General features: G+C 61.2%; 20 protein-coding genes. 18 read left to right on the plus strand and 2 right to left on the minus strand.

Annotated features, from left to right (window positions below):
• Window positions 1–7: 7 nt before the first annotated feature.
• Complete coding sequence (locus tag KSS96_RS22600; protein ID WP_017529179.1) at window positions 8–871, minus strand: PHP domain-containing protein; 864 nt, start codon at window positions 869–871, stop codon at window positions 8–10.
• A gap of 87 nt (window positions 872–958) precedes the next feature.
• On the opposite strand from KSS96_RS22600, the gene KSS96_RS22605 reads away from it, so the two are divergent.
• The 6 genes from KSS96_RS22605 (at window position 959) to KSS96_RS22630 (ending at window position 5092) form a co-directional block, all read left to right on the plus strand.
• Window positions 959–1555, plus strand: coding sequence for a septation protein A (locus KSS96_RS22605; protein WP_017529180.1), 597 nt, complete (start codon window positions 959–961; stop codon window positions 1553–1555).
• Window position 1556: 1 nt separating this feature from the next.
• A complete protein-coding gene (locus KSS96_RS22610; protein WP_017529181.1) occupies window positions 1557–1856 on the plus strand; it encodes a YciI family protein in 300 nt (99 codons plus the stop codon).
• Between the two features lie 106 nt (window positions 1857–1962).
• Window positions 1963–2370 carry an SH3 domain-containing protein gene (locus KSS96_RS22615; RefSeq protein WP_017529182.1) on the plus strand — a complete coding sequence of 136 codons (408 nt, stop codon included), beginning with the start codon at window positions 1963–1965 and terminating at the stop codon, window positions 2368–2370.
• Between the two features lie 7 nt (window positions 2371–2377).
• A complete protein-coding gene (locus KSS96_RS22620) occupies window positions 2378–3055 on the plus strand; it encodes a response regulator transcription factor (RefSeq protein WP_003193803.1) in 678 nt (225 codons plus the stop codon).
• 159 nt (window positions 3056–3214) lie between these two features.
• Window positions 3215–3679 carry an LTXXQ domain-containing protein gene (locus tag KSS96_RS22625; RefSeq protein ID WP_017529183.1) on the plus strand — a complete coding sequence of 155 codons (465 nt, stop codon included), beginning with the start codon at window positions 3215–3217 and terminating at the stop codon, window positions 3677–3679.
• Window positions 3680–3748: 69 nt separating this feature from the next.
• Window positions 3749–5092, plus strand: a complete 1344-nt coding sequence (locus KSS96_RS22630) for a sensor histidine kinase (RefSeq protein WP_017529184.1) — start codon at window positions 3749–3751, stop codon at window positions 5090–5092.
• A 240-nt stretch (window positions 5093–5332) separates the two neighbouring features.
• On the opposite strand, the gene arcD (KSS96_RS22635) is transcribed toward KSS96_RS22630, so the two are convergent.
• Window positions 5333–6760: an arginine-ornithine antiporter gene (gene arcD, locus KSS96_RS22635; RefSeq protein WP_017529185.1), complete on the minus strand. Its 1428-nt coding sequence runs from the start codon at window positions 6758–6760 to the stop codon at window positions 5333–5335.
• A gap of 419 nt (window positions 6761–7179) precedes the next feature.
• On the opposite strand from arcD (KSS96_RS22635), the gene arcD (KSS96_RS22640) reads away from it, so the two are divergent.
• The 12 genes from arcD (KSS96_RS22640) to KSS96_RS22695 all read left to right on the plus strand — a co-directional run bounded on the left by arcD (KSS96_RS22640) (window position 7180) and on the right by KSS96_RS22695 (window position 21365).
• Window positions 7180–8607, plus strand: a complete 1428-nt coding sequence (gene arcD / locus KSS96_RS22640) for an arginine-ornithine antiporter (protein ID WP_017529186.1) — start codon at window positions 7180–7182, stop codon at window positions 8605–8607.
• A 20-nt stretch (window positions 8608–8627) separates the two neighbouring features.
• Window positions 8628–9884 carry an arginine deiminase gene (gene arcA, locus KSS96_RS22645; RefSeq protein ID WP_017529187.1) on the plus strand — a complete coding sequence of 419 codons (1257 nt, stop codon included), beginning with the start codon at window positions 8628–8630 and terminating at the stop codon, window positions 9882–9884.
• Between the two features lie 11 nt (window positions 9885–9895).
• The gene (locus tag KSS96_RS22650; RefSeq protein ID WP_017529188.1) at window positions 9896–10906 is read left to right on the plus strand and encodes an ornithine carbamoyltransferase; all 1011 of its coding nucleotides are present in this window, start codon (window positions 9896–9898) and stop codon (window positions 10904–10906) included.
• Between the two features lie 96 nt (window positions 10907–11002).
• Entirely contained in the window at window positions 11003–11932 is a 930-nt protein-coding gene (gene arcC, locus KSS96_RS22655; RefSeq protein WP_017529189.1) for a carbamate kinase, read from the plus strand.
• 18 nt (window positions 11933–11950) lie between these two features.
• The gene (locus tag KSS96_RS22660) at window positions 11951–12313 is read left to right on the plus strand and encodes a DUF5064 family protein (protein ID WP_017529190.1); all 363 of its coding nucleotides are present in this window, start codon (window positions 11951–11953) and stop codon (window positions 12311–12313) included.
• 148 nt (window positions 12314–12461) lie between these two features.
• Window positions 12462–13970, plus strand: coding sequence for a transcriptional regulator GcsR (gene gcsR, locus KSS96_RS22665; protein ID WP_065876959.1), 1509 nt, complete (start codon window positions 12462–12464; stop codon window positions 13968–13970).
• Window positions 13971–14310: 340 nt separating this feature from the next.
• Window positions 14311–14694 carry a glycine cleavage system protein GcvH gene (gene gcvH / locus KSS96_RS22670; RefSeq protein ID WP_116079218.1) on the plus strand — a complete coding sequence of 128 codons (384 nt, stop codon included), beginning with the start codon at window positions 14311–14313 and terminating at the stop codon, window positions 14692–14694.
• Between the two features lie 10 nt (window positions 14695–14704).
• The gene (gene gcvP / locus KSS96_RS22675) at window positions 14705–17542 is read left to right on the plus strand and encodes an aminomethyl-transferring glycine dehydrogenase (RefSeq protein WP_017529193.1); all 2838 of its coding nucleotides are present in this window, start codon (window positions 14705–14707) and stop codon (window positions 17540–17542) included.
• Between the two features lie 97 nt (window positions 17543–17639).
• Complete coding sequence (locus KSS96_RS22680; protein WP_017529194.1) at window positions 17640–19016, plus strand: L-serine ammonia-lyase; 1377 nt, start codon at window positions 17640–17642, stop codon at window positions 19014–19016.
• Window positions 19017–19055: 39 nt separating this feature from the next.
• Window positions 19056–20180: a glycine cleavage system aminomethyltransferase GcvT gene (gene gcvT, locus KSS96_RS22685; protein WP_065876961.1), complete on the plus strand. Its 1125-nt coding sequence runs from the start codon at window positions 19056–19058 to the stop codon at window positions 20178–20180.
• Between the two features lie 388 nt (window positions 20181–20568).
• Window positions 20569–20781: a cold-shock protein gene (locus KSS96_RS22690; RefSeq protein WP_003227496.1), complete on the plus strand. Its 213-nt coding sequence runs from the start codon at window positions 20569–20571 to the stop codon at window positions 20779–20781.
• 95 nt (window positions 20782–20876) lie between these two features.
• Window positions 20877–21365: an RDD family protein gene (locus tag KSS96_RS22695; protein WP_068937278.1), complete on the plus strand. Its 489-nt coding sequence runs from the start codon at window positions 20877–20879 to the stop codon at window positions 21363–21365.
• The last annotated feature ends 37 nt before the right edge of the window (window positions 21366–21402 follow it).

Genomic DNA, 21402 nt, shown 5'->3' on the forward strand with positions numbered 1-21402 from the left:
TACCTGTTCAGACGGTGGCAATAATGGGGTCATGCTTGAATCGCCCCCACAACAACGGCAGGTCGTCCGGGACGGGGCGATACTCGCCGATCTCGGACCAGCCACCTGGGCCATGAAAGTCACTGCCGGCACTGACCAGCAGACCAAATTCGCGGGCAAGAATCGCCAGGCTGCCGACCTGTTCGGCGGGTTGATGCCCGTTGACCACTTCGATGGCGTGGCCGCCCGCTCCAATATAGTCGCTGACCAGCTTGCGACGCTTGCTGCGGGTGAAATCGTAATGCCAGGGATGCGCCAGGCTGACCCAGGCCCCGGAGGCCCGCAGGGTCTCGACGGTGTCTTCAAGAGTCGGCCAGTGTTGCTTCACATCGCCCAACTTGCCGGCGCCCAGCCATTTGCGAAAGGCTTCGGCGCGGTCCTTAACAAAACCTTCACGCACCATCCAGTCGGCAAAGTGCGGACGGGCCGGTGCGTTGCCGCTGTCGCCCAGCTCTTGCTGGATGGCGCGGGCGCCCTCAAGGGCGTTGGGCATACCTTTAAGGCTGAGCTTGCGGCTTATTTCCTCGGACCGCAGCCAACGGCCATCGTGCAAATTGGCGATGGCCTGCACCAGCGGCGCAGCGGTTTGATCGAAGCCGTAGCCAAGCACATGAATGGTGGCACCGCCCCAGGTACACGACAATTCCACGCCGTTGACCAACTGCATGCCCAGCGCATGGGCCGCGCTGCGGGCTTCATCGAGGCCTTCGAGGGTGTCGTGGTCGGTCAACGCCAGGACTCGCACGCCTTTTTCAAACGCACGCGCAACCAGTACCGCGGGCGCCAGGGCGCCGTCGGAGGCCGTACTGTGGCAGTGCAAATCAACATTCACGGGGGGTTTGAACCTCAAGTCAGCTGGCGCTTTCGCAACCAAGGATGTTTGTTATTATGCCGCCACATCCAGCTTCTGGCTCTTACTGTGAAACAATTCATCGACTTCATCCCGCTGTTGCTGTTTTTCATCGTGTACAAACTCGACCCCAGGGTCATCGATCTGGCCGGTCACGAACTCACGTTCGGCGGCATCTACAGTGCCACCGCCGTGCTGATCATCAGCTCCGTGGTGGTCTACGGCGCGATCTTCGTCTCCCAGCGCAAACTCGAAAAAAGCCAATGGCTGACCCTGGTCGCGTGCCTGGTCTTCGGCAGCCTGACCCTGGCCTTCCACAGCGAAACCTTCCTTAAATGGAAAGCGCCGGTGGTGAACTGGCTGTTCGCCCTGGCGTTCATCGGCAGCCACTTCATCGGCGACCGCCTGTTGATCAAGCGGATCATGGGCCACGCGCTGACACTGCCGGAACCGGTATGGACACGTTTGAACGTGGCCTGGATCGTGTTTTTCATCTTCTGCGGCGCCGCCAACCTGTTCGTGGCGTTTACCTTCCAGGACTACTGGGTCGACTTCAAAGTCTTCGGCAGCCTGGGCATGACCGTGCTGTTCCTGGTCGGCCAGGGTATCTACCTGTCGCGCCACCTGCATGACACCGACCCTTCCACGCCGAAAACCGAGGACTGACATGCTCTACGCCATCATTGCCACCGACGTTGAAAACTCGCTGGAAAAACGCCTTTCCGTTCGCCCGGCACACGTCGAGCGCCTGAAAGTGCTGCAAGCCGAGGGGCGCATCGTGCTCGCAGGCCCACACCCGGCGGTGGACAGCAACGACCCGGGCGACGCCGGTTTCACCGGCAGCCTGATCGTCGCCGAGTTCAACTCCCTGGCCGATGCCCAGGCCTGGGCCAAGGCCGATCCCTATGTCGCAGCGGGCGTTTACGCCGACGTGGTGATCAAGCCATTCAAACAAGTGCTGCCTTGACCCCGCCCGCGCCGAACCAATTGCGTTCGGCAAGCGCCTAAGGGCTCATTATTCTCGGTAACCTGCCGACAACGTTCTGAATATTCGTGTGGAATCAGGAGTTCCGATGCGCTTACGTCAGTTGTGTCTGTTGGCAGTGTTAATGATCGGGGCTACGGCCCACGCGGAAGAAACCTCGAACACCGGCAGTTCCACGCCCCTGTCCTTGAGTGCCGGCGCCCAGATCACCGAGTTGCAGCAACGTTTGAAAGAAAGCGAACGTCAGCGTGAAGAACTGAGCAAGCAACTGCAAAGCGCCGACGCTACCCGCGAAAGCGCTCAGTTGAGTCGCCTGCGCCAGGAGAACCAACGGCTGGCCCAGCAACTCAAAGATTCACAGGGCGGCGTCCTGACCCGATGGCTCACCGAGCAACAGCAATGGTTTGTCACTGGCGGGGCCGTCGCACTGATCGCCTTGCTGTGCGGGATCTTCGCCAGCGGGGGGCACCGTCGCCGTCGACAATGGCTAAATTGAGTGAGTCATGAGCGAGCTGTTACTGATAGATGATGACCAGGAGCTCTGTGAGCTGCTGACCAGTTGGTTGAGCCAGGAAGGCTTCCAGGTGCGCGCCTGCCACGATGGCTTGAGCGCGCGCAAAGCCTTGGCCGACAGCGCGCCCGCCGCCGTGGTGCTCGACGTGATGCTGCCCGACGGCAGTGGCCTGGAATTACTCAAGCAATTGCGCAACGACCACCCGGAGCTGCCGGTGTTGATGCTCTCGGCCCGCGGCGAACCGCTGGACCGCATCCTCGGCCTGGAACTGGGCGCCGACGATTACCTGGCCAAACCCTGCGATCCGCGCGAACTCACCGCTCGCCTGCGCGCGGTATTGCGCCGCAGCCACCCGGCCGCCGTTTCCACCCAACTGGAACTGGGCGACCTGTGCTTCAGCCCCGTGCGCGGCGTGGTCAGCATTGATGAGCAGGAATTTGCCCTCACCGTCTCCGAAAGCCGCCTGCTCGAAGCCTTGCTGCGCCAACCCGGCGAGCCGCTGGATAAACAGGAACTGGCGCAGATCGCCTTGGGCCGCAAGCTGACCCTGTACGATCGCAGCCTGGACATGCACGTAAGCAACCTGCGCAAAAAGATCGGCCCTCACCCTGATGGAAGGCCACGCATCGTGGCGCTGCGCAGTCGCGGCTACTACTACAGCCTCTGAGCCTTTGCGCCGGCCATTGATCTGAGCGGTATGAACGTTTTGTCAGTTCGCATCAAAACCGCCTTTACAGAAGCTTTACCCACCCCTGACCGCCGCTGACCTTGATCTGCGTAGCCTACTCACATCCGGACTCACCGGAATAGAGACAGGAGAATCACCATGCGCAAGACCCTTATCGCTTTGATGTTCGCCGCTGCCCTGCCGACCGTTGCCATGGCCGCCATGCCTGAAGGCCCAGGCCCGATGGGCGAGCCTTCCGGTCACATGATGGGTGGCCCGGGCCACGGCGGTGAACACGGTCCGCGTGGCAAAGGCGGCCCCTTCAGCCAGTTGGACCTGAGCCGCGAACAGCGCGAGCAGATCGGCAAACTGATGGGCGACCAATGGCACGCTCGCAAAGACCTGACCAAAAAGTACCTGGACAAACTCCCGGCCGCCGACCAGAAAGCCATGCAGGATGAAATCGACGCCGGCCGCCAGAAAACCCAGGCCGATATCCGTACCGTGCTCAAGCCGGACCAGCAGAAGAAGTTCGACGAGATCGTCAAAAAGCAAGCCGAGCGCCGTGCCGAGTGGAAGGAATTCCAAGCCTGGAAAGCGCAACAGCCGCAAAAAGCGCAATAATGCCCTCGCGTTAATGCTCCCAGCCCAGTGGCCCCCCGCCACTGGGCTTTTCCAGTTTGAGGGTTTCCTGTGCGTTCATTGTTCTGGCGCATCCTGGCCAGTTTCTGGCTGGCCATCGCCTTGGTTGCCGGGCTGTCGATCCTGCTTGGGCACATGCTTAATCAAGATGCGTGGATTCTCAGCCGGCACCCCGGCCTCAATAACCTGGCCCAAGAGTGGACTCAACTCTACGAAGCCCAGGGTGAGGACGCTGCCCAGGATTTGCTGCAACAGCGCAAACGCCAGTACCACATTGACGTGCAAGTGTTGAACGAAAGTGGCGAGCCGGTGGTGCGCGGGACCTTCCCGCGTCGCGCCGCGGCCTTTGAAGCCCGCCAGAACGACAACAAGGACAGCCACCTGCCCTGGCGGCGCCTGACCGCCGAGTACACCAGCGAGAAAACCGGCGACACCTACCTGTTGATCTACCGCATTCCGCACCCGGAACTTGACCAATGGCACCGCAGCAGCCTGACCTGGCCCTTGAGCGCATTGGCCATTGCCCTGGTGGTGCTGACCCTGTTCAGCCTGTTCGTCACCTTGTCCATCACGCGCCCGCTCAGCCGCCTGCGCGGCGCGGTGCATGACCTCGGCCAAGCGAGCTATCAGCAAAACAGCCTGGCACGCCTGGCCAACCGTCGCGATGAGTTCGGCGTACTGGCCACCGACTTCAACCGCATGGGCGCGCGCCTGCAAAGCCTGATCGGCAGCCAGCGCCAATTGCTGCGCGACGTTTCCCACGAACTGCGCTCGCCACTGGCCCGCCTGCGCATAGCCCTGGCACTGGCCGAACGCGCAAGCCCTGAAGAACGCGAAAAACTCTGGCCACGCCTGACCCGCGAATGCGACCGCCTCGAAGCGCTGATCAGTGAAATTCTGGTACTGGCCCGCGTCGATGCCGACAACGCCAGCGCCGAACAGGTCGACCTCATCCCACTGCTCAAGACCCTGCAAAAGGACGCCCAACTCAGCGCACCGGACCAGGTGGTGCAACTGAGCACCGACAGCGACCTGCACCTGAAGGGCTGGCCGACCATGATCGAACGCGCTGTGGATAACCTGCTGCGCAACGCCCAACGCTTCAACCCGCCAGGCCAACCAATCGAGTTGCAGGCACAGCGCCAGGGCGAACGCATCCTGATCAGCGTGCGCGACCATGGCCCCGGCGTCGACGCCGAACACCTCAGCCAACTGGGCGAACCGTTCTACCGCGCCCCCGGCCAGACCGCCCAAGGCCACGGCCTCGGGCTGGCGATCGCACGGCGCGCCGCCGAACGCCATGGCGGCAGCCTGAGCCTGGCCAACCACCCCGGCGGCGGGTTTATCGCCAGCATCGACCTGCCGTTGGAACCGGGGGTTGTCACTGCGGTGTGATGATCTCTTAGAGTGGCCCTTCTCAGACGGCCTGGGGCCAGGCACATCGCCTGCTGGCGCCGCTGACCATCGCGGCACGCCGTTGCAGTGGGATTTGCCGGCGGGGGAATTGGGGGCACATCGGGCTCAGTGGTGACTCGTCACACCGCTATCGAGGGCAAGCCCCCTCCCACATTTGACTGTGTTCACAAATCAAAATGTGGGAGGGGGCTCCCGATGAGGCCAGTACAGCCAACCCAGTCAAAGCGCCAAAACCCCGCTGTACAACCCATACGCCGCCAACCCCGCGCCCGCAATCACACAGCTGAAAATGCCTTTTTCCACGTGGGTAAACAACGGTTGCCCCTGTTCACGCTTGGCCAGGGCAAACAGGATCACACCCGGCGCGTACAGCAGCGCCGACAGCAACAAATACTTCAAGCCGCCGGCATACAGCAGCCACACCGCATAACCCAAGGCAATCACCCCCACCAGCAGGTCCTTCATGCGTTGGCCCTGGGCGTCTTGGTAGGTTTCACCACGCCCGCTCAACAACACCGCATAGGCCGCCGACCACAGGTACGGCACCAGAATCATCGACGAGGCCAAGTAAATCAGCGTGGTGTAGGTGCTGTGGGAAAACAGCGTGATCACCAGAAAAGCCTGGATCATCACGTTGGTCAGCCACAGCGCATTGACCGGCACCTGGTTGGCGTTTTCCTTTTTCAGGAAGGCCGGCATGGTCTTGTCATGGGCCGTGGCGTACAGAATTTCCGCGCAGAGCAGCGCCCATGACAGCAACGCCCCCAGCAGCGACACCGCCAGGCCGAGGCTGATGAGCATCGCGCCCCATGGCCCGACGATGTGCTCCAGCACGCCCGCCAACGACGGGTTTTGCAGGCTGGCCAACTCCGGCTGGCTCATGACGCCCAGGGACAGCACATTCACCATCACCAGCAGCGCCAGTACGCCGAGAAAACCGATGACCGTGGCCCGGCCAACGTCCGCGCGTTTCTCGGCCCGCGCCGAATACACGCTGGCGCCCTCGATGCCGATGAACACAAACACCGTGACCAGCATCATGTTGCGCACCTGGTCCACCACGCTGCCGAATTGCGGGTTGCCCAGGCCCCAGATGTCGCGGGTGAAGACATCGGCCTTGAACGCCACGGCGGCGATCACGATAAACATCAGCAGCGGTACGATCTTCGCCACGGTGGTGACCTGGTTGATGAACGCAGCCTCCTTGATCCCACGCATCACCAGAAAGTGCACAGCCCACAGCAGCACTGACGCACAACCGATGGCCACTGGCGTATTGCCTTGGCCAAACACCGGAAAAAAGTACCCGAGGGTGCTGAACAGCAACACGAAGTAACCGACGTTGCCCATCCACGCGCTGATCCAGTAACCCCAGGCCGATGAGAAACCCATGTAGTCGCCAAAACCTGCCTTGGCGTAGGCATACACCCCGGAGTCCAACTCAGGCTTGCGATTGGCCAGGGTCTGAAACACAAAGGCCAGGGTCAGCATGCCCACGGCGGTGATCGCCCAGCCGATCAGCACCGCGCCCACCTCGGCGCGCGCCGCCATATTCTGCGGCAAGGAAAAAATCCCCCCGCCGATCATCGAACCCACCACCAGGGCGATCAGGGCGCTGAGTCGAAGTTTCTGGGCCGGTTGAGACATGCACACTCCTGAGAATTTAACCGCTGACACTCGCACACTCATTTAACTAACTGCGCGAGTGTAGCGTTTATTAGCGATGGCGATAAAAGCGCCGCGCTCATAACCCAACGGCATGACAACTTATAGCGTTCAGGCGTATTTATAATTTAAATACGCCAAATACTTCAGCGTTTTATTTAAACGTTTGCACATTCCATAAAACGGTCTAGCGTCAAACGTCCATACGTAGCCCCAATGCGTGACCACAAAGCAGAAACCGCTCTGGCAAGCGGCTTTTCGCGCAAAACCATTGCCCAAGGATTTCCAGCCTAAGTCATTAATTCACAATGGAATGTGCCAATGAAGTGATCTGAGTCAGCTGTTTGATTAGCACACGGAATTATTCTGTGGTCTCTCTTCTCCTGCATTGGAGTTATGCGATGTCTGAATCTCCCGGAAAACTTCGCTTAGGCGCATTGGTTGCACTTGTCGTCGGCTCGATGATTGGCGGCGGTATTTTCTCGCTGCCGCAAAACATGGCGGCCAGCGCCGATGTCGGCGCCGTGCTGATCGGTTGGGTGATCACCGCCGTGGGCATGCTGACCCTCGCATTCGTATTCCAGACCCTGGCCAACCGCAAGCCCGACCTCGATGGCGGCGTGTACGCCTACGCCAAGGCCGGGTTTGGTGACTACATGGGTTTCTCATCGGCCTGGGGCTACTGGATCAGTGCCTGGCTGGGTAACGTCGGTTACTTCGTGTTGCTGTTCAGCACCCTCGGTTACTTTTTCCCGATCTTCGGCGAAGGCAACACCCCGGCTGCCGTGATCGGCGCTTCGGTGTTGCTGTGGGCCGTGCATTTTCTGGTGCTGCGCGGGATCAAGGAAGCGGCGTTCATCAACCTGGTGACCACCGTAGCCAAGGTTGTGCCGCTGGTGCTGTTCGTGTTGATCGCAGTGTTCGCGTTCAAGCTGGACATCTTCACCGCAGATATCTGGGGTGTGAAAAACCCGGACCTGGGCAGCGTGATGAACCAGGTGCGCAACATGATGCTGGTGACTGTGTGGGTGTTCATCGGTATCGAAGGGGCGAGCATCTTTTCGGCCCGCGCCGAAAAACGCAGCGACGTGGGCAAGGCCACCGTGATCGGCTTTATCACCGTGCTGCTGTTCCTGATGCTGGTGAACGTGCTGTCGCTGGGCATCATGACCCAACCTGAACTGGCCAAATTGCAGAACCCGTCGATGGCTGCCGTGCTGGAGCATGTGGTGGGCCACTGGGGCGCGGTGTTGATCAGCGTCGGCTTGATCATTTCGTTGCTGGGTGCGCTGCTGTCGTGGGTGCTGCTGTGTGCGGAGATCATGTTCGCCGCAGCCAAGGACCACACCATGCCGGAGTTCCTGCGCAAGGAAAACGCCAACCATGTGCCGGCCAACGCCCTGTGGCTGACCAACGCCATGGTGCAGGTGTTCCTGGTGATCACGCTGTTTTCCGCCAGCACTTACCTGTCGCTGATCTACCTCGCCACCTCGATGATCCTGGTGCCCTACCTGTGGTCGGCGGCCTATGCCCTGCTGCTGGCGGTACGCGGCGAAACCTACGAAAACGCCCTCAAGGAGCGCCGCAAAGACCTGTTCATCGGCGCCATCGCGCTGATCTACGCGGTGTGGCTGCTCTACGCCGGCGGCACCAAATACCTGCTGCTCTCCGCCCTGCTGTATGCGCCCGGCGCGATCCTGTTCGCCAAGGCCAAGCATGAACTGGGCAAACCGATTTTCACCCCTGTCGAGAAGCTGATTTTCGCCGCAGTGGTCATTGGCGCCCTGGTGGCGGCCTATGGGCTCTACGACGGCTTCCTGACTCTGTAATTCTGACTGGAGGATCTGTAATGACCACGGAAAAAGTGAAGTACGGCGTACATTCCGAAGCCGGCAAACTGCGCAAAGTCATGGTGTGTTCCCCAGGCTTGGCCCACCAGCGGCTGACCCCCAACAATTGCGATGAATTGCTGTTCGATGACGTGTTGTGGGTGGCCCAGGCCAAGCGCGATCATTTCGACTTTGTGACCAAGATGCGCGAGCGGGACATTGATGTGCTGGAAATGCACAACCTGCTGACCGACATCGTCGCAATCCCCGAGGCGCTGGACTGGATACTGCAACGCAAGATCACCGCCAATACGGTGGGCCTGGGCCTGGTCGATGAAGTCGGCTCGTGGCTGCGCAGCCTGGAGCCGCGCAAGATCGCCGAGTTCCTGATCGGCGGCGTGTCGGCCGATGACCTGCCGAGCAGCTTCGGTGGCAAAACCATCGAGATGTTCCGCGATTTCCTCGGCCACGCCAGTTTCATTCTGCCGCCGCTGCCCAACACCCAGTTCACCCGCGACACCACCTGCTGGATCTATGGCGGCGTGACGCTCAATCCGATGTACTGGCCGGCGCGACGCCAGGAAACCCTGCTGGCCAGCGCCATCTATAAATTCCACCCCGAGTTCACCAACGCCGACTTCCAGATCTGGTACGGCGACCCCGACCAGGAACACGGTGCCGCCACGCTGGAAGGCGGTGACGTGATGCCGATTGGCAACGGCGTGGTGTTGATCGGCATGGGTGAGCGCTCGTCCCACCAAGCCATCGGCCAATTGGCGCGCAACCTGTTCAAGAACAAAGCCGTGGAACGCGTGATCGTTGCCGGCCTGCCCAAATCCCGCGCGGCGATGCACCTGGACACCGTGTTCAGCTTCTGCGACCGCGACCTGGTGACCGTCTTCCCGGAAGTGGTCAACCAGATCGTCCCGTTCACCCTGCGCCCTGACGACAGCAAGCCGCACGGCATCGACATCCAGCGCGAGAAAACCAACTTCCTCGACACCGTGGCCGCAGCCCTCAACCTCAAGGCCCTGCGTGTGGTCGAGACCGGCGGCAACAGCTTCGCCGCCGAGCGCGAGCAGTGGGACGACGGCAACAACGTGGTGGCCGTGGAACCGGGCGTGGTGATCGGCTACGACCGCAACACCTACACCAACACCCTATTGCGCAAGGCGGGCGTGGAAGTCATCACCATCAGCGCCGGTGAACTCGGCCGCGGCCGTGGCGGCGGCCACTGCATGACCTGCCCGATCGTCCGCGACCCTATCGACTATTAAGGAGATCCATCATGGCTTTCAACATGCGCAACCGCAGCCTGCTGTCGCTGATGCACCACACCACCCGCGAGCTGAACTACCTGCTGGACCTGTCCCGCGACCTCAAGCGCGCCAAATACACCGGCACCGAGCGTCCGCACCTGCAAGGCAAGAACATCGCGTTGATCTTCGAAAAAACCTCGACGCGCACCCGTTGCGCCTTCGAAGTAGCGGCCCATGACCAAGGTGCGCACGTCACCTACATCGACCCGGTATCGTCGCAGATCGGCCACAAAGAGAGCATGAAAGACACTGCCCGTGTGCTCGGGCGCATGTTCGACGCCATTGAATACCGTGGTTTCGAACAGGAAATCGTCGAAGAGCTGGCCAAGTTCGCCGGCGTGCCGGTGTTCAACGGCCTTACCGCCGAATTCCACCCCACCCAAATGATCGCCGACACCCTGACCATGCGCGAACACAGCGACAAGCCGCTGCATGACATCAGCTACGCCTACCTGGGCGACGCCCGCTACAACATGGGCAACTCGCTGCTGATGATCGGCGCCAAGCTCGGCATGGACGTGCGCATCGGCGCGCCGAAAGCCCTGTGGCCACACGAAGATTTCATCAAGCAATGCCAGGCGTTCGCCGAAGAGAGCGGCGCACGCATCACCATCACCGAAGACCCTGCCGAGGCGGTGAAGGGCGTGGACTTCATCCACACCGACATCTGGGTATCCATGGGTGAGCCCGTGGAAGCGTGGGACGAGCGCATCGAGCAACTGCTGCCGTACCAGGTCAACGCCAAGATGATGAAAGCCTCGGGCAACCCCCGGGTGAAATTCATGCACTGCCTGCCGGCGTTCCATAACAGCGAAACCAAGGTCGGCAAAGACATCGCCGCACGCTATCCGAACCTGGCCAATGGCGTGGAAGTGACCGAAGAAGTGTTCGAGTCGCCGGCCAACATCGCCTTTGAGCAGGCGGAAAACCGCATGCATACCATCAAGGCGATCCTGGTGTCGGCACTGGCGGATATCTAACTTTTACTGCAGGAACGCAATCAATGTGGGAGGGGGCTTGCGCCCTCCCACATTTTTCCTGTGTTCACAACGATAAATCTTAGAAGGACATTCCTTATGCGCATCGTCGTAGCCCTGGGCGGCAACGCCCTGCTCCGCCGTGGTGAACCCATGACGGCGGACAACCAACGCGCCAATATCCGCGTCGCTACCCAACAGATCGCCAGGATCCACCCCGGCAACGAACTGGTGATCGCCCACGGCAATGGCCCCCAGGTCGGCCTGCTGTCGTTGCAGGCGGCGGCCTATACCAGCGTTTCGCCCTACCCACTGGACGTATTGGGCGCCGAAACCGAAGGCATGATCGGCTACATCATCGAACAGGAACTGGGCAACCTGCTGGACGTTGAAGTGCCCTTCGCCACCGTGCTCACCCAAGTGGAAGTCGACGCCAACGACCCCGCCTTCCAGAACCCCACCAAGCCGATCGGCCCGGTATACACCAAGGCCGAAGCGGAAAAACTCGCCGCCGAAAAAGGCTGGGCCATCGCCCCGGATGGCGACAAATACCGGCGCGTGGTCGCCAGCCCGCGCCCGAAACGCATCTTCGAAATCCGCCCGATCAAATGGCTGCTGGAGAAAAAAGCCATCGTGATCTGCGCCGGCGGCGGCGGCATCCCGACGATGTATGGCGAAGACGGCAAACTCCAAGGCATTGAAGCCGTGATCGACAAGGACCTGTGCTCGTCCTTGCTGGCCGCGCAACTGGACGCCGATTTGCTGGTGATCGCCACCGACGTCAGCGCCGCATTTATCGACTTCGGCAAGCCAACCCAAAAGGCCATCGCCCAGGCCCACCCCGACGCCATGGAAGACCTCGGTTTCGCCGCCGGCTCCATGGGCCCCAAGGTGCAAGCCGCCTGCGAGTTCGCCCGCCAGACTGGCAAAACCGCGGTGATCGGTTCACTCTCGGACATCGAAGCCATCGTCCAGGGCAGCGCCGGTACCCGCATCAGCACGGCAACACCTGGCATCACCTATCTGTGAAGTAGAGGAGATTCGCCTATGGCCACCTTTGAACCCGGTCACCTGCATATCGAGCGACATGCGCTGAACAAGGACGACGTCAGCTACGACCTGTGCCTGGACTACGAAGTCGTCACGGATAAAAGCGAGGGCAAAGGCATGCAATTCACCCTGCATGGCAGCGTCCAGGGCAAGGACATGAAGGAAACGTTCTTTCTGCCCAAGGATCAGGCCTACAACTTCGCCAGCAACGTGACCCGGATTGTCGAGAAATACGGTATCCCCAAAACCCACAGCAGCGTGGGATCGGACCACAAGCACTACGATCTGATGTTTGAAGATGTGCGGCATCAGTTGGACATGAAATCCGGGGACCCGGTCAAGCCCGAACACCTGGCGTGATGCGTTTGCACTGACACAACAGTGTTCAAATGTGGGAGGGAGCAAGCCCCCTCCCACATTTTGATCTCCATTATTTGTCAGATTTCACCTGTGCCTCGCGTCAAGGCATACTTGCCGCCTCTCGCTCCCCAGAATCGTCAGCCACTGCATGCGTATCCACGTCAGCTTCATCGACCGCGTCGGCATTACCCAGGAAGTCCTGGCCTTGCTCGGTGGGCGCAATCTCAACCTGGATGCGGTGGAAATGGTGCCGCCCAACGTCTACATCGACGCCCCGACCCTCAGCGCCGAGGTGCTGGAAGAACTGCGCGATGCCCTGTTCAGCGTGCACGGCGTACAAGCGGTGACGGTGGTGGACATCCTTCCCGGCCAACGCCGCCACCTGCAACTCGACGCCCTGCTGGCCGCCATGACCGACCCGGTGCTGGCCCTGGACAGCGCGGGCAAGATTCTGTTGGCCAACCCGGCGTTGATCGCCCTGTACGGGCGCGAACCGGCCGGCGAAAGTATCGCCGAGCTGTTCAACGACCTCGCGCTGCTGGAGACCTTGCTGGAAAACGGCTTTCGTTTGCCGCTGCGCGAGATCAGCGTCAACGGCCAGACCTTGCTGCTGGACGCCACGCCGATCACCGACGCCGGCGCCCTGCTGACCCTGTACCAACCCAACCGTATCGGCGAACAACTGTCGGCGTTGCACCATGACCATGCCGAAGGCTTTGATGCGCTGCTCGGCGAGTCCCCGGTCATTCGCACCCTCAAGGCGCGTGCGCAGCGGGTGGCGGCCCTGGATGCACCGTTGTTGATCCAGGGCGAGACCGGTACCGGCAAAGAGTTGGTGGCGCGTGCCTGCCATGCCATCAGCACGCGGCACAGTGCGCCGTTTCTGGCATTGAACTGCGCGGCGCTGCCGGAGAACCTCGCCGAGAGCGAGCTGTTCGGCTACGCACCGGGCGCCTTCACCGGCGCCCAGCGCGGCGGTAAGCCAGGGCTGATGGAACTGGCCAACCAGGGCACGGTGTTCCTCGATGAGATCGGCGAGATGTCGCCGTACCTGCAGGCCAAGCTGCTGCGGTTTCTCAATGACGGCAGCTTTCGCCGGGTGGGCGGCGACCGTGAAGTGAAAGTCAATGTGCGCATTCTCAGCGCCACTCACCGCGACCTGGAAAAAATGGTCAGCGAAGGCACCTTCCGCGAAGACCTGTTTTATCGCCTCAACGTCCTCAACGTCGAAGTACCGCCCCTGCGCGCACGCGGCCAGGACATCTTGCTGCTGGCCCGCTACTTCATGCAGCAGGCCTGTGCGCAGATCCAGCGCCCCGTCTGCCGCCTGGCACCCGGCACTTACCCGGCGCTGCTGGGCAACCGCTGGCCGGGCAATGTGCGCCAGTTGCAGAACGTGATCTTCCGCGCCGCCGCCATTTGCGAAAGCAGCCTGGTGGACATCGGCGACCTGGACATCGCCGGCACCTCGGTTGCGCGCCAGAACGACGGCGAAATCGACAGCCTGGAACAGGCCATGGAAGACTTCGAGCGCGACCTGCTGGAAAAGCTCTACACCAGCTACCCCTCGACCCGCCAGCTGGCCAGCCGGTTACAGACCTCGCACACCGCCATTGCCCATCGATTGCGCAAGTACGGCATACCCGGCAAGCCCTGATTCCAAAGGGAATGGGCTCTAAACCTGAAATACAAGCCCCCTCCCACATTGACCGCATTTTTGGTCCAGGAACGACATCCCGTGTACTGAAAGCGCTACAGCGTAACGATATCGCTACAACCCTGCTTTTTGCGCGCCATGCAAGGCTTTGATCCACATAGGCTTTTTTTCCAAGGCCCAGCTGTAGCGAAATCGCTACAGCGCAGCCGTATAACCTCATAACCATTTTTATTAACTTCTTGAATTATAAGGAATTAATAACATTGGCCGCGATTTTGCTTAGCAACTCCTCATTATTCCAATCCCGCCCACCAGACGATTCTGGCCCTGAGGAGTTTCCATGAGCGAGTTGCGTTTCACTGAAGATCACGAATGGCTGCGCGCCGAAGCTGACGGCAGCGTTACCGTAGGCATTACCGCTTTTGCGCAGAACGCGCTGGGCGATGTGGTTTTCGTGCAACTGCCTGAGCTGCAGGCCTACAACAAGGGCGTTGAAGCGTCCACCGTGGAGTCGGTCAAAGCCGCCAGCGGTGTATACATGCCGCTGGACGGCGAAGTACTGGAAGTGAACGACAAACTCGACGCCAGCCCGGAGCGGGTCAACGAAGACCCGATGGGCGAAGGCTGGTTCTTCCGTTTTAAACCGGCCGATGCCAGTGCAGTGGCTAAGCTGTTGGATCAGGATGCGTACGACCGCCTGATCAAAGCCAACGCTGAAGCCTGAGGAGCGCGCCATGAGTATTAATTTGAGCACCGCCAACGAATTCATCGCCCGCCACATCGGCCCGCGCCAGGCAGACGAGCAGCAGATGCTCGCAAGCCTGGGCTTTGATTCCCTCGAAGCCTTGAGCGCCAGCGTGATCCCGGAAAGCATCAAGGGCACCAGTGTGCTCGGCCTCGAAGACGGCCTGAGCGAAGCCGAGGCGCTGGCCAAGATCAAGGCTATCGCCAGCCAGAACCAACTGTTCAAGACCTACATCGGGCAGGGCTACTACAACTGCCACACACCGTCGCCGATCCTGCGCAACCTACTGGAAAACCCGGCCTGGTACACCGCCTACACCCCCTACCAGCCGGAGATTTCCCAAGGCCGCCTGGAAGCGCTGCTGAACTTCCAGACCCTGATCAGCGACCTCACCGGCCTGCCGATCGCCAACGCATCCTTGCTCGATGAAGCCACCGCCGCCGCCGAGGCCATGACCTTCTGCAAGCGCCTGAGCAAGAACAAAAGCAGCAACGCGTTCTTCGCCTCCGTACACAGCCACCCGCAAACCCTCGATGTGCTGCGCACGCGTGCCGAGCCGCTGGGCATCGATGTAGTGGTGGGCGATGAGCGCGAGTTGAGCGACGTGAGCGCCTTTTTCGGCGCCCTGCTGCAATACCCGGCGAGCAACGGTGACGTGTTCGACTACCGCGAGCTGACCGAACGCTTCCACGCCGCCAACGCCCTGGTGGCCGTGGCCGCCGACCTGCTGGCCCTGACCCTGCTGACCCCACCGGGTGAGTTCGGCGCCGACGTGGCCATCGGCAGCGCGCAACGCTTCGGCGTGCCGCTGGGCTTTGGTGGCCCGCACGCGGCGTACTTCTCCACCAAGGATGCGTTCAAGCGCGACATGCCGGGCCGCCTGGTCGGTGTGTCGGTCGACCGTTTCGGCAAGCCGGCCCTGCGCCTGGCCATGCAGACCCGCGAGCAACATATCCGCCGCGAGAAAGCCACCAGCAACATCTGCACCGCCCAAGTGCTGCTCGCCAATATCGCCAGCATGTACGCCGTGTATCACGGGCCTGAAGGCTTGACCCAGATCGCCCAGCGTATTCATCAGCTGACGGCAATCCTGGCGAAGGGCTTGACCGCCCTGGGCCTGAAGGTCGAACAAGCACACTTCTTCGACACCCTCACCCTCAACACCGGCGCCCACACCGCGGCCCTGCACGACAAGGCCCGCGCCCAGCGCATCAACCTGCGTGTGGTGGATGCCGAGCGTGTCGGCCTGTCGGTGGACGAAACCACCACCCAGGCCGATATCGAAACCCTGTGGGCGATCTTCGCCGACGGCAAGGCCCTGCCGGTTTTCGCCCACACTGAAAGCACCCTGCCGGCCGCGCTGCTGCGCCAGTCGCCGATCCTCAGCCACCCGGTGTTCAACCGCTACCACTCGGAAACCGAGCTGATGCGCTACCTGCGCAAGCTGGCGGACAAAGACCTGGCGCTGGACCGTACCATGATCCCGCTGGGCTCCTGCACCATGAAGCTCAACGCCGCCAGCGAAATGATCCCGGTGACCTGGGCCGAATTCGGTGCCCTGCACCCGTTCGCCCCCGCCGAGCAAAGCGCCGGTTACCAGCAACTGACCTCCGACCTGGAAGCCATGCTCTGCGCGGCCACCGGTTACGACGCGATCTCCCTGCAGCCGAACGCCGGTTCCCAGGGTGAATACGCCGGCCTGCTGGCCATTCGTGCCTATCACCACAGCCGTGGCGAAGAACGTCGCGACATCTGCCTGATCCCATCGTCGGCCCACGGCACCAACCCGGCCACCGCCAACATGGCCGGCATGCGTGTGGTGGTGACCGCATGCGACGCGCGTGGCAACGTCGACATCGAAGACCTGCGCGCCAAGGCCATCGAGCATCGCGAACACCTCGCCGCGCTGATGATCACCTATCCGTCCACCCACGGCGTGTTCGAGGAAGGCATCCGCGAGATCTGCGCGATCATCCACGACCACGGCGGCCAGGTGTACATCGATGGCGCCAACATGAACGCGATGGTCGGCCTCTGCGCACCGGGCAAGTTCGGCGGCGATGTATCCCACCTCAACCTGCACAAGACCTTCTGCATTCCCCACGGCGGTGGCGGCCCGGGCGTTGGCCCGATCGGCGTCAAGTCGCATCTGGCGCCGTTCCTGCCAGGCCATGCGGCCATGCAACGCAAGGAGGGCGCGGTGTGCGCCGCACCGTTCGGCAGCGCGAGCATTTTGCCGATCACCTGGATGTACATCAGCATGATGGGCGGCGCGGGCCTCAAGCGCGCTTCGCAGTTGGCGATCCTGAATGCCAACTACATTTCCCGTCGCCTCGAAGAGCACTACCCGGTGCTTTACACCGGCAGCAACGGCCTGGTGGCGCATGAATGCATCCTCGACCTGCGCCCGCTCAAGGACAGCAGCGGCATCAGCGTGGATGACGTGGCCAAGCGCCTGATCGACTTCGGCTTCCACGCACCGACCATGTCGTTCCCGGTGGCGGGCACGCTGATGATCGAGCCGACCGAAAGTGAGTCCAAGGAAGAACTGGACCGCTTCTGCGACGCAATGGTCGCCATTCGCGAAGAGATCCGCGCGGTGGAAAACGGCACCCTGGACAAGGACGACAACCCACTCAAGAACGCGCCGCATACCGCCGCCGAACTGGTAGGCGAATGGAGCCACCCGTACAGCCGTGAGCAAGCGGTGTACCCGGTTGCGTCGCTGGTCGAAGGCAAGTACTGGCCGCCGGTGGGCCGGGTCGACAACGTGTTCGGCGATCGCAACCTCGTCTGCGCATGCCCATCGATCGAGAGCTACGCCTAACTCAAGGGTCAACTCGATCAAATGTGGGAGGGGGCTTGCCCCCTCCCACACTTGACCGAGTACGATCTCAAAAATAATAAGAAACCGGAGAACAACCATGTCGTTAAGCGTGTTCGACCTGTTCAAGATTGGCATCGGCCCCTCCAGTTCCCACACCGTCGGCCCTATGCGCGCCGCCGCTCGTTTTGTCGAGGGCCTCAAGCGCGACAACCTGTTGAGCGCCACCACCGGCATCAAGGTGGAACTCTACGGGTCGCTGGGCGCCACCGGCAAAGGCCACGGCAGCGACAAGGCCGTGCTGCTCGGCCTGGAAGGCGAACACCCGGACACCGTAAACACTGAAACCGTCGCCGCGCGCCTCCTGGCGATGCGCAGCAGCGGCCGCTTGAACCTGCTCGGCGAACACAGCATTGCGTTCAACGAGAAAGAACACCTGGCGATGATCCGCAAACCCCTCGCCTACCACCCCAACGGCATGATTTTCCGTGCCTTCGATGGCGCGGGTATCCAGGTCCGCAGCCGCGAGTACTACTCGGTCGGCGGTGGGTTTGTGGTCGACGAAGACGCCGCCGGCGCCGACCGGATTGTCGAGGACGCCACGCCCCTGACCTTCCCGTTCAAGCACGCCAAAGACTTGCTCGGCCATTGCACCACTTACGGGCTGTCCATCAGCCAGGTGATGCTGACCAACGAAAGTGCGTGGCGCCCGGAAGCGCAAACCCGCAGCGGCCTGTTGAACATCTGGCAAGTGATGCAGGACTGCGTAGATGCGGGCTGCCGCAATGAAGGGATCTTGCCGGGGGGCTTAAAGGTCAAGCGGCGCGCGGCGGCCCTGCATCGCCAGTTATGCAAGAACCCGGAGTCGGCGCTGCGCGATCCATTATCGGTGCTCGACTGGGTCAACCTGTACGCCCTGGCCGTCAACGAAGAAAACGCCAACGGCGGGCGCGTGGTCACGGCGCCTACCAACGGTGCGGCGGGAATCATCCCGGCGGTACTGCATTACTACATGCGCTTTATCCCAGGTGCGAACGAAGACGGCGTGGTGCGTTTCCTGCTCACCGCCGCCGCCATCGGTATTTTGTACAAGGAAAACGCCTCGATCTCGGGTGCCGAAGTCGGCTGCCAGGGCGAAGTCGGCGTGGCCTGTTCCATGGCCGCGGGCGCCTTGTGCGAGGTGTTGGGCGGCAGCGTGTCCCAAGTGGAAAACGCCGCCGAAATCGGCATGGAACACAACCTGGGCCTGACCTGCGACCCGATAGGCGGGCTGGTGCAGGTGCCCTGCATCGAGCGCAACGCGATGGGTTCGGTCAAGGCGATCAATGCAGTGCGCATGGCCTTGCGCGGGGATGGGCAGCACTTCGTATCCCTCGACAAGGTCATCCGCACCATGCGCCAGACCGGCGCCGATATGAAAAGCAAATACAAGGAAACCGCCCGTGGCGGTTTGGCGGTCAACATTATCGAGTGCTGACGCCTCAAGGCGCGCCGGCACGTTTTTCAGGAGCTGAACATGTCCACCGAAACCCTGTTGAAAACCCCCTTGCACGCTCTGCACCTCGAGTTGGGCGCACGCATGGTGCCCTTCGCCGGCTACGACATGCCGGTGCAGTACCCGCTGGGCGTGATGAAGGAACACCAACACACCCGTGAGCAGGCCGGGTTGTTCGACGTGTCCCACATGGGCCAGATCCGCCTGACCGGCGCCAACGCCGCCAAAGCCTTGGAAACCCTGGTGCCTGTCGACATTCTCGACCTGCCGGTGGGCATGCAGCGCTACGCCATGTTCACCAACGAACAAGGCGGCATCCTCGATGACCTGATGGTCGCCAACCTGGGTAACGATGAGCTGTTCCTGGTGGTCAACGCCGCCTGCAAGGATCAGGACCTGGCACACCTGCGCAAGCACATTGGCGACCAATGCACCATCGAGCCGCTGTTCGAAGAGCGCGCGCTGCTGGCCCTGCAAGGCCCGTTGGCGGTGAAGGTGCTGGCGCGCCTGGCGCCGGAGGTCAGCAAGATGACGTTCATGCAGTTCGCCGCGTTGCGTCTGCTGGGCGTGGACTGCTACGTGAGCCGCTCGGGTTACACCGGCGAAGACGGTTTTGAGATCTCCGTGCCTGCCGCCAGCGCCGAAAGCCTGGCCCGCAGCCTGCTGGCCGAGACCGAAGTACAGGCCATCGGCCTGGGCGCCCGCGACTCGCTGCGCCTTGAAGCTGGCCTGTGCCTGTACGGCCACGACATGAACACCGACACCACGCCGATCGAAGCCAGCCTGTTGTGGGCGATTTCCAAGGCGCGCCGTGCCGACGGTGCGCGTGCCGGCGGTTTCCCTGGCGCCGACCGGATCTTCACCCAGCAGCAAGCCGGCGTCGGCCGCAAGCGCGTGGGCCTGCTGCCGCAAGAGCGCACGCCCGTGCGGGAGGGCGCGGAAATCGTCGACGAACATGGCACGGTGATCGGCAGCGTGTGCAGCGGCGGCTTTGGTCCGAGCCTGGGCGGCCCGCTTGCCATGGGCTACCTGGACAGCGCATTCACCGCCTTGGATACCGAAGTCGCTGCGTTGGTGCGTGGGAAAAAGGTGCCTCTTCGTGTAAGTAAAATGCCATTCGTGCCGCAACGTTACTTCCGTGGCTGACTGTTCCTATAAGTAACGCGGTTGCGTTAACGTGCACTAATCTGTAACGCAACCGCCATAAAACAGTGCAGTAGCGATAGTCATTGTTATAGGGTTTTCCCTATAACAAGTGACTAACTCTATCGAATAAGTCCGTTCCATATTATTCAACCCAGTCTCATGAAACCGAGCAAAACCTGGGGTTTGGCGGGGCTTGTTTTTTTCATATTAGTTGGCGTAGAGTTTGCCCACTGTGTTTGCATGGGTCGCTTGGAACCTGGACCTGGGCAGTAGCTGAAGTAGTTGCGCTACAACCCGTTCGACGTCTCTTACTTTCCTGCAACCCAGCCCAGTACTCTTTCATGTGAAAGGGGCTGTCATTAATTTTAGTGTCAAAGGAAAGAAGACAATGTCTACACGTCAGAGCGGTACCGTTAAATGGTTCAACGACGAGAAAGGGTTTGGTTTTATCACGCCAGAAAGCGGTCCGGATCTGTTCGTGCATTTCCGCGCTATCCAGGGCAACGGTTTCAAGAGCCTGAAAGAAGGCCAGAAAGTGACCTTCGTTGCCGTGCAAGGCCAAAAAGGCATGCAGGCTGACGAAGTACAAGCAGAAGCCTGATCTCTACCTGCGACAAAAAGCCCCTGATATGACATCAGGGGCTTTTTTATGGGCGCGATTCCGTAAACTGCGTGTTTTCTCCAGAGAGCCCTGCCATGTCCAAACCCCTGCTGAGCCCCCAAGGCGAATTTCCCGCCGTTGGCCTGGGCCGTCGCCTGGCAGCGATGTTCTATGATTTGCTGCTGTGCACCGCACTGCTGATCGTCACCGCGTTTATCTACAAGCTGGTATGGATCGCGTTCGTCGGCGAAGCCAGGATGCGCACCCTCACCGAGTCCGGCGCCTTGGACGGCGATCCGCTGCTGTCGACGATTCTGTTGTTCGTGCTGTTTGGCTTCTTCGCCAAGTTCTGGACCCACTCGGGTCAGACCTTGGGCATGCAGGTGTGGGGGGTACGCGTGCAGAACGCCGACGGCTCACGCATCAGCCTGTGGCAGGCACTGTTGCGCTTTGTGGTGTCGATTGCGTCGTGGCTGTGCGTGGGGTTGGGGTTTATCTGGTCGCTGTTTGATAAGCACAAACGCAGCTGGCATGACATCTATTCGGACACGCAACTGGTGCGCGTCCCAAAGCAAAAGAAGTAACCCCTGCCCAATGGAAATCAACCGGTGGGAGGGGGCT

Source organism: Pseudomonas asgharzadehiana (assembly GCF_019139815.1).
Classification (GTDB): Bacteria; Pseudomonadota; Gammaproteobacteria; order Pseudomonadales; family Pseudomonadaceae; genus Aquipseudomonas; species Aquipseudomonas asgharzadehiana.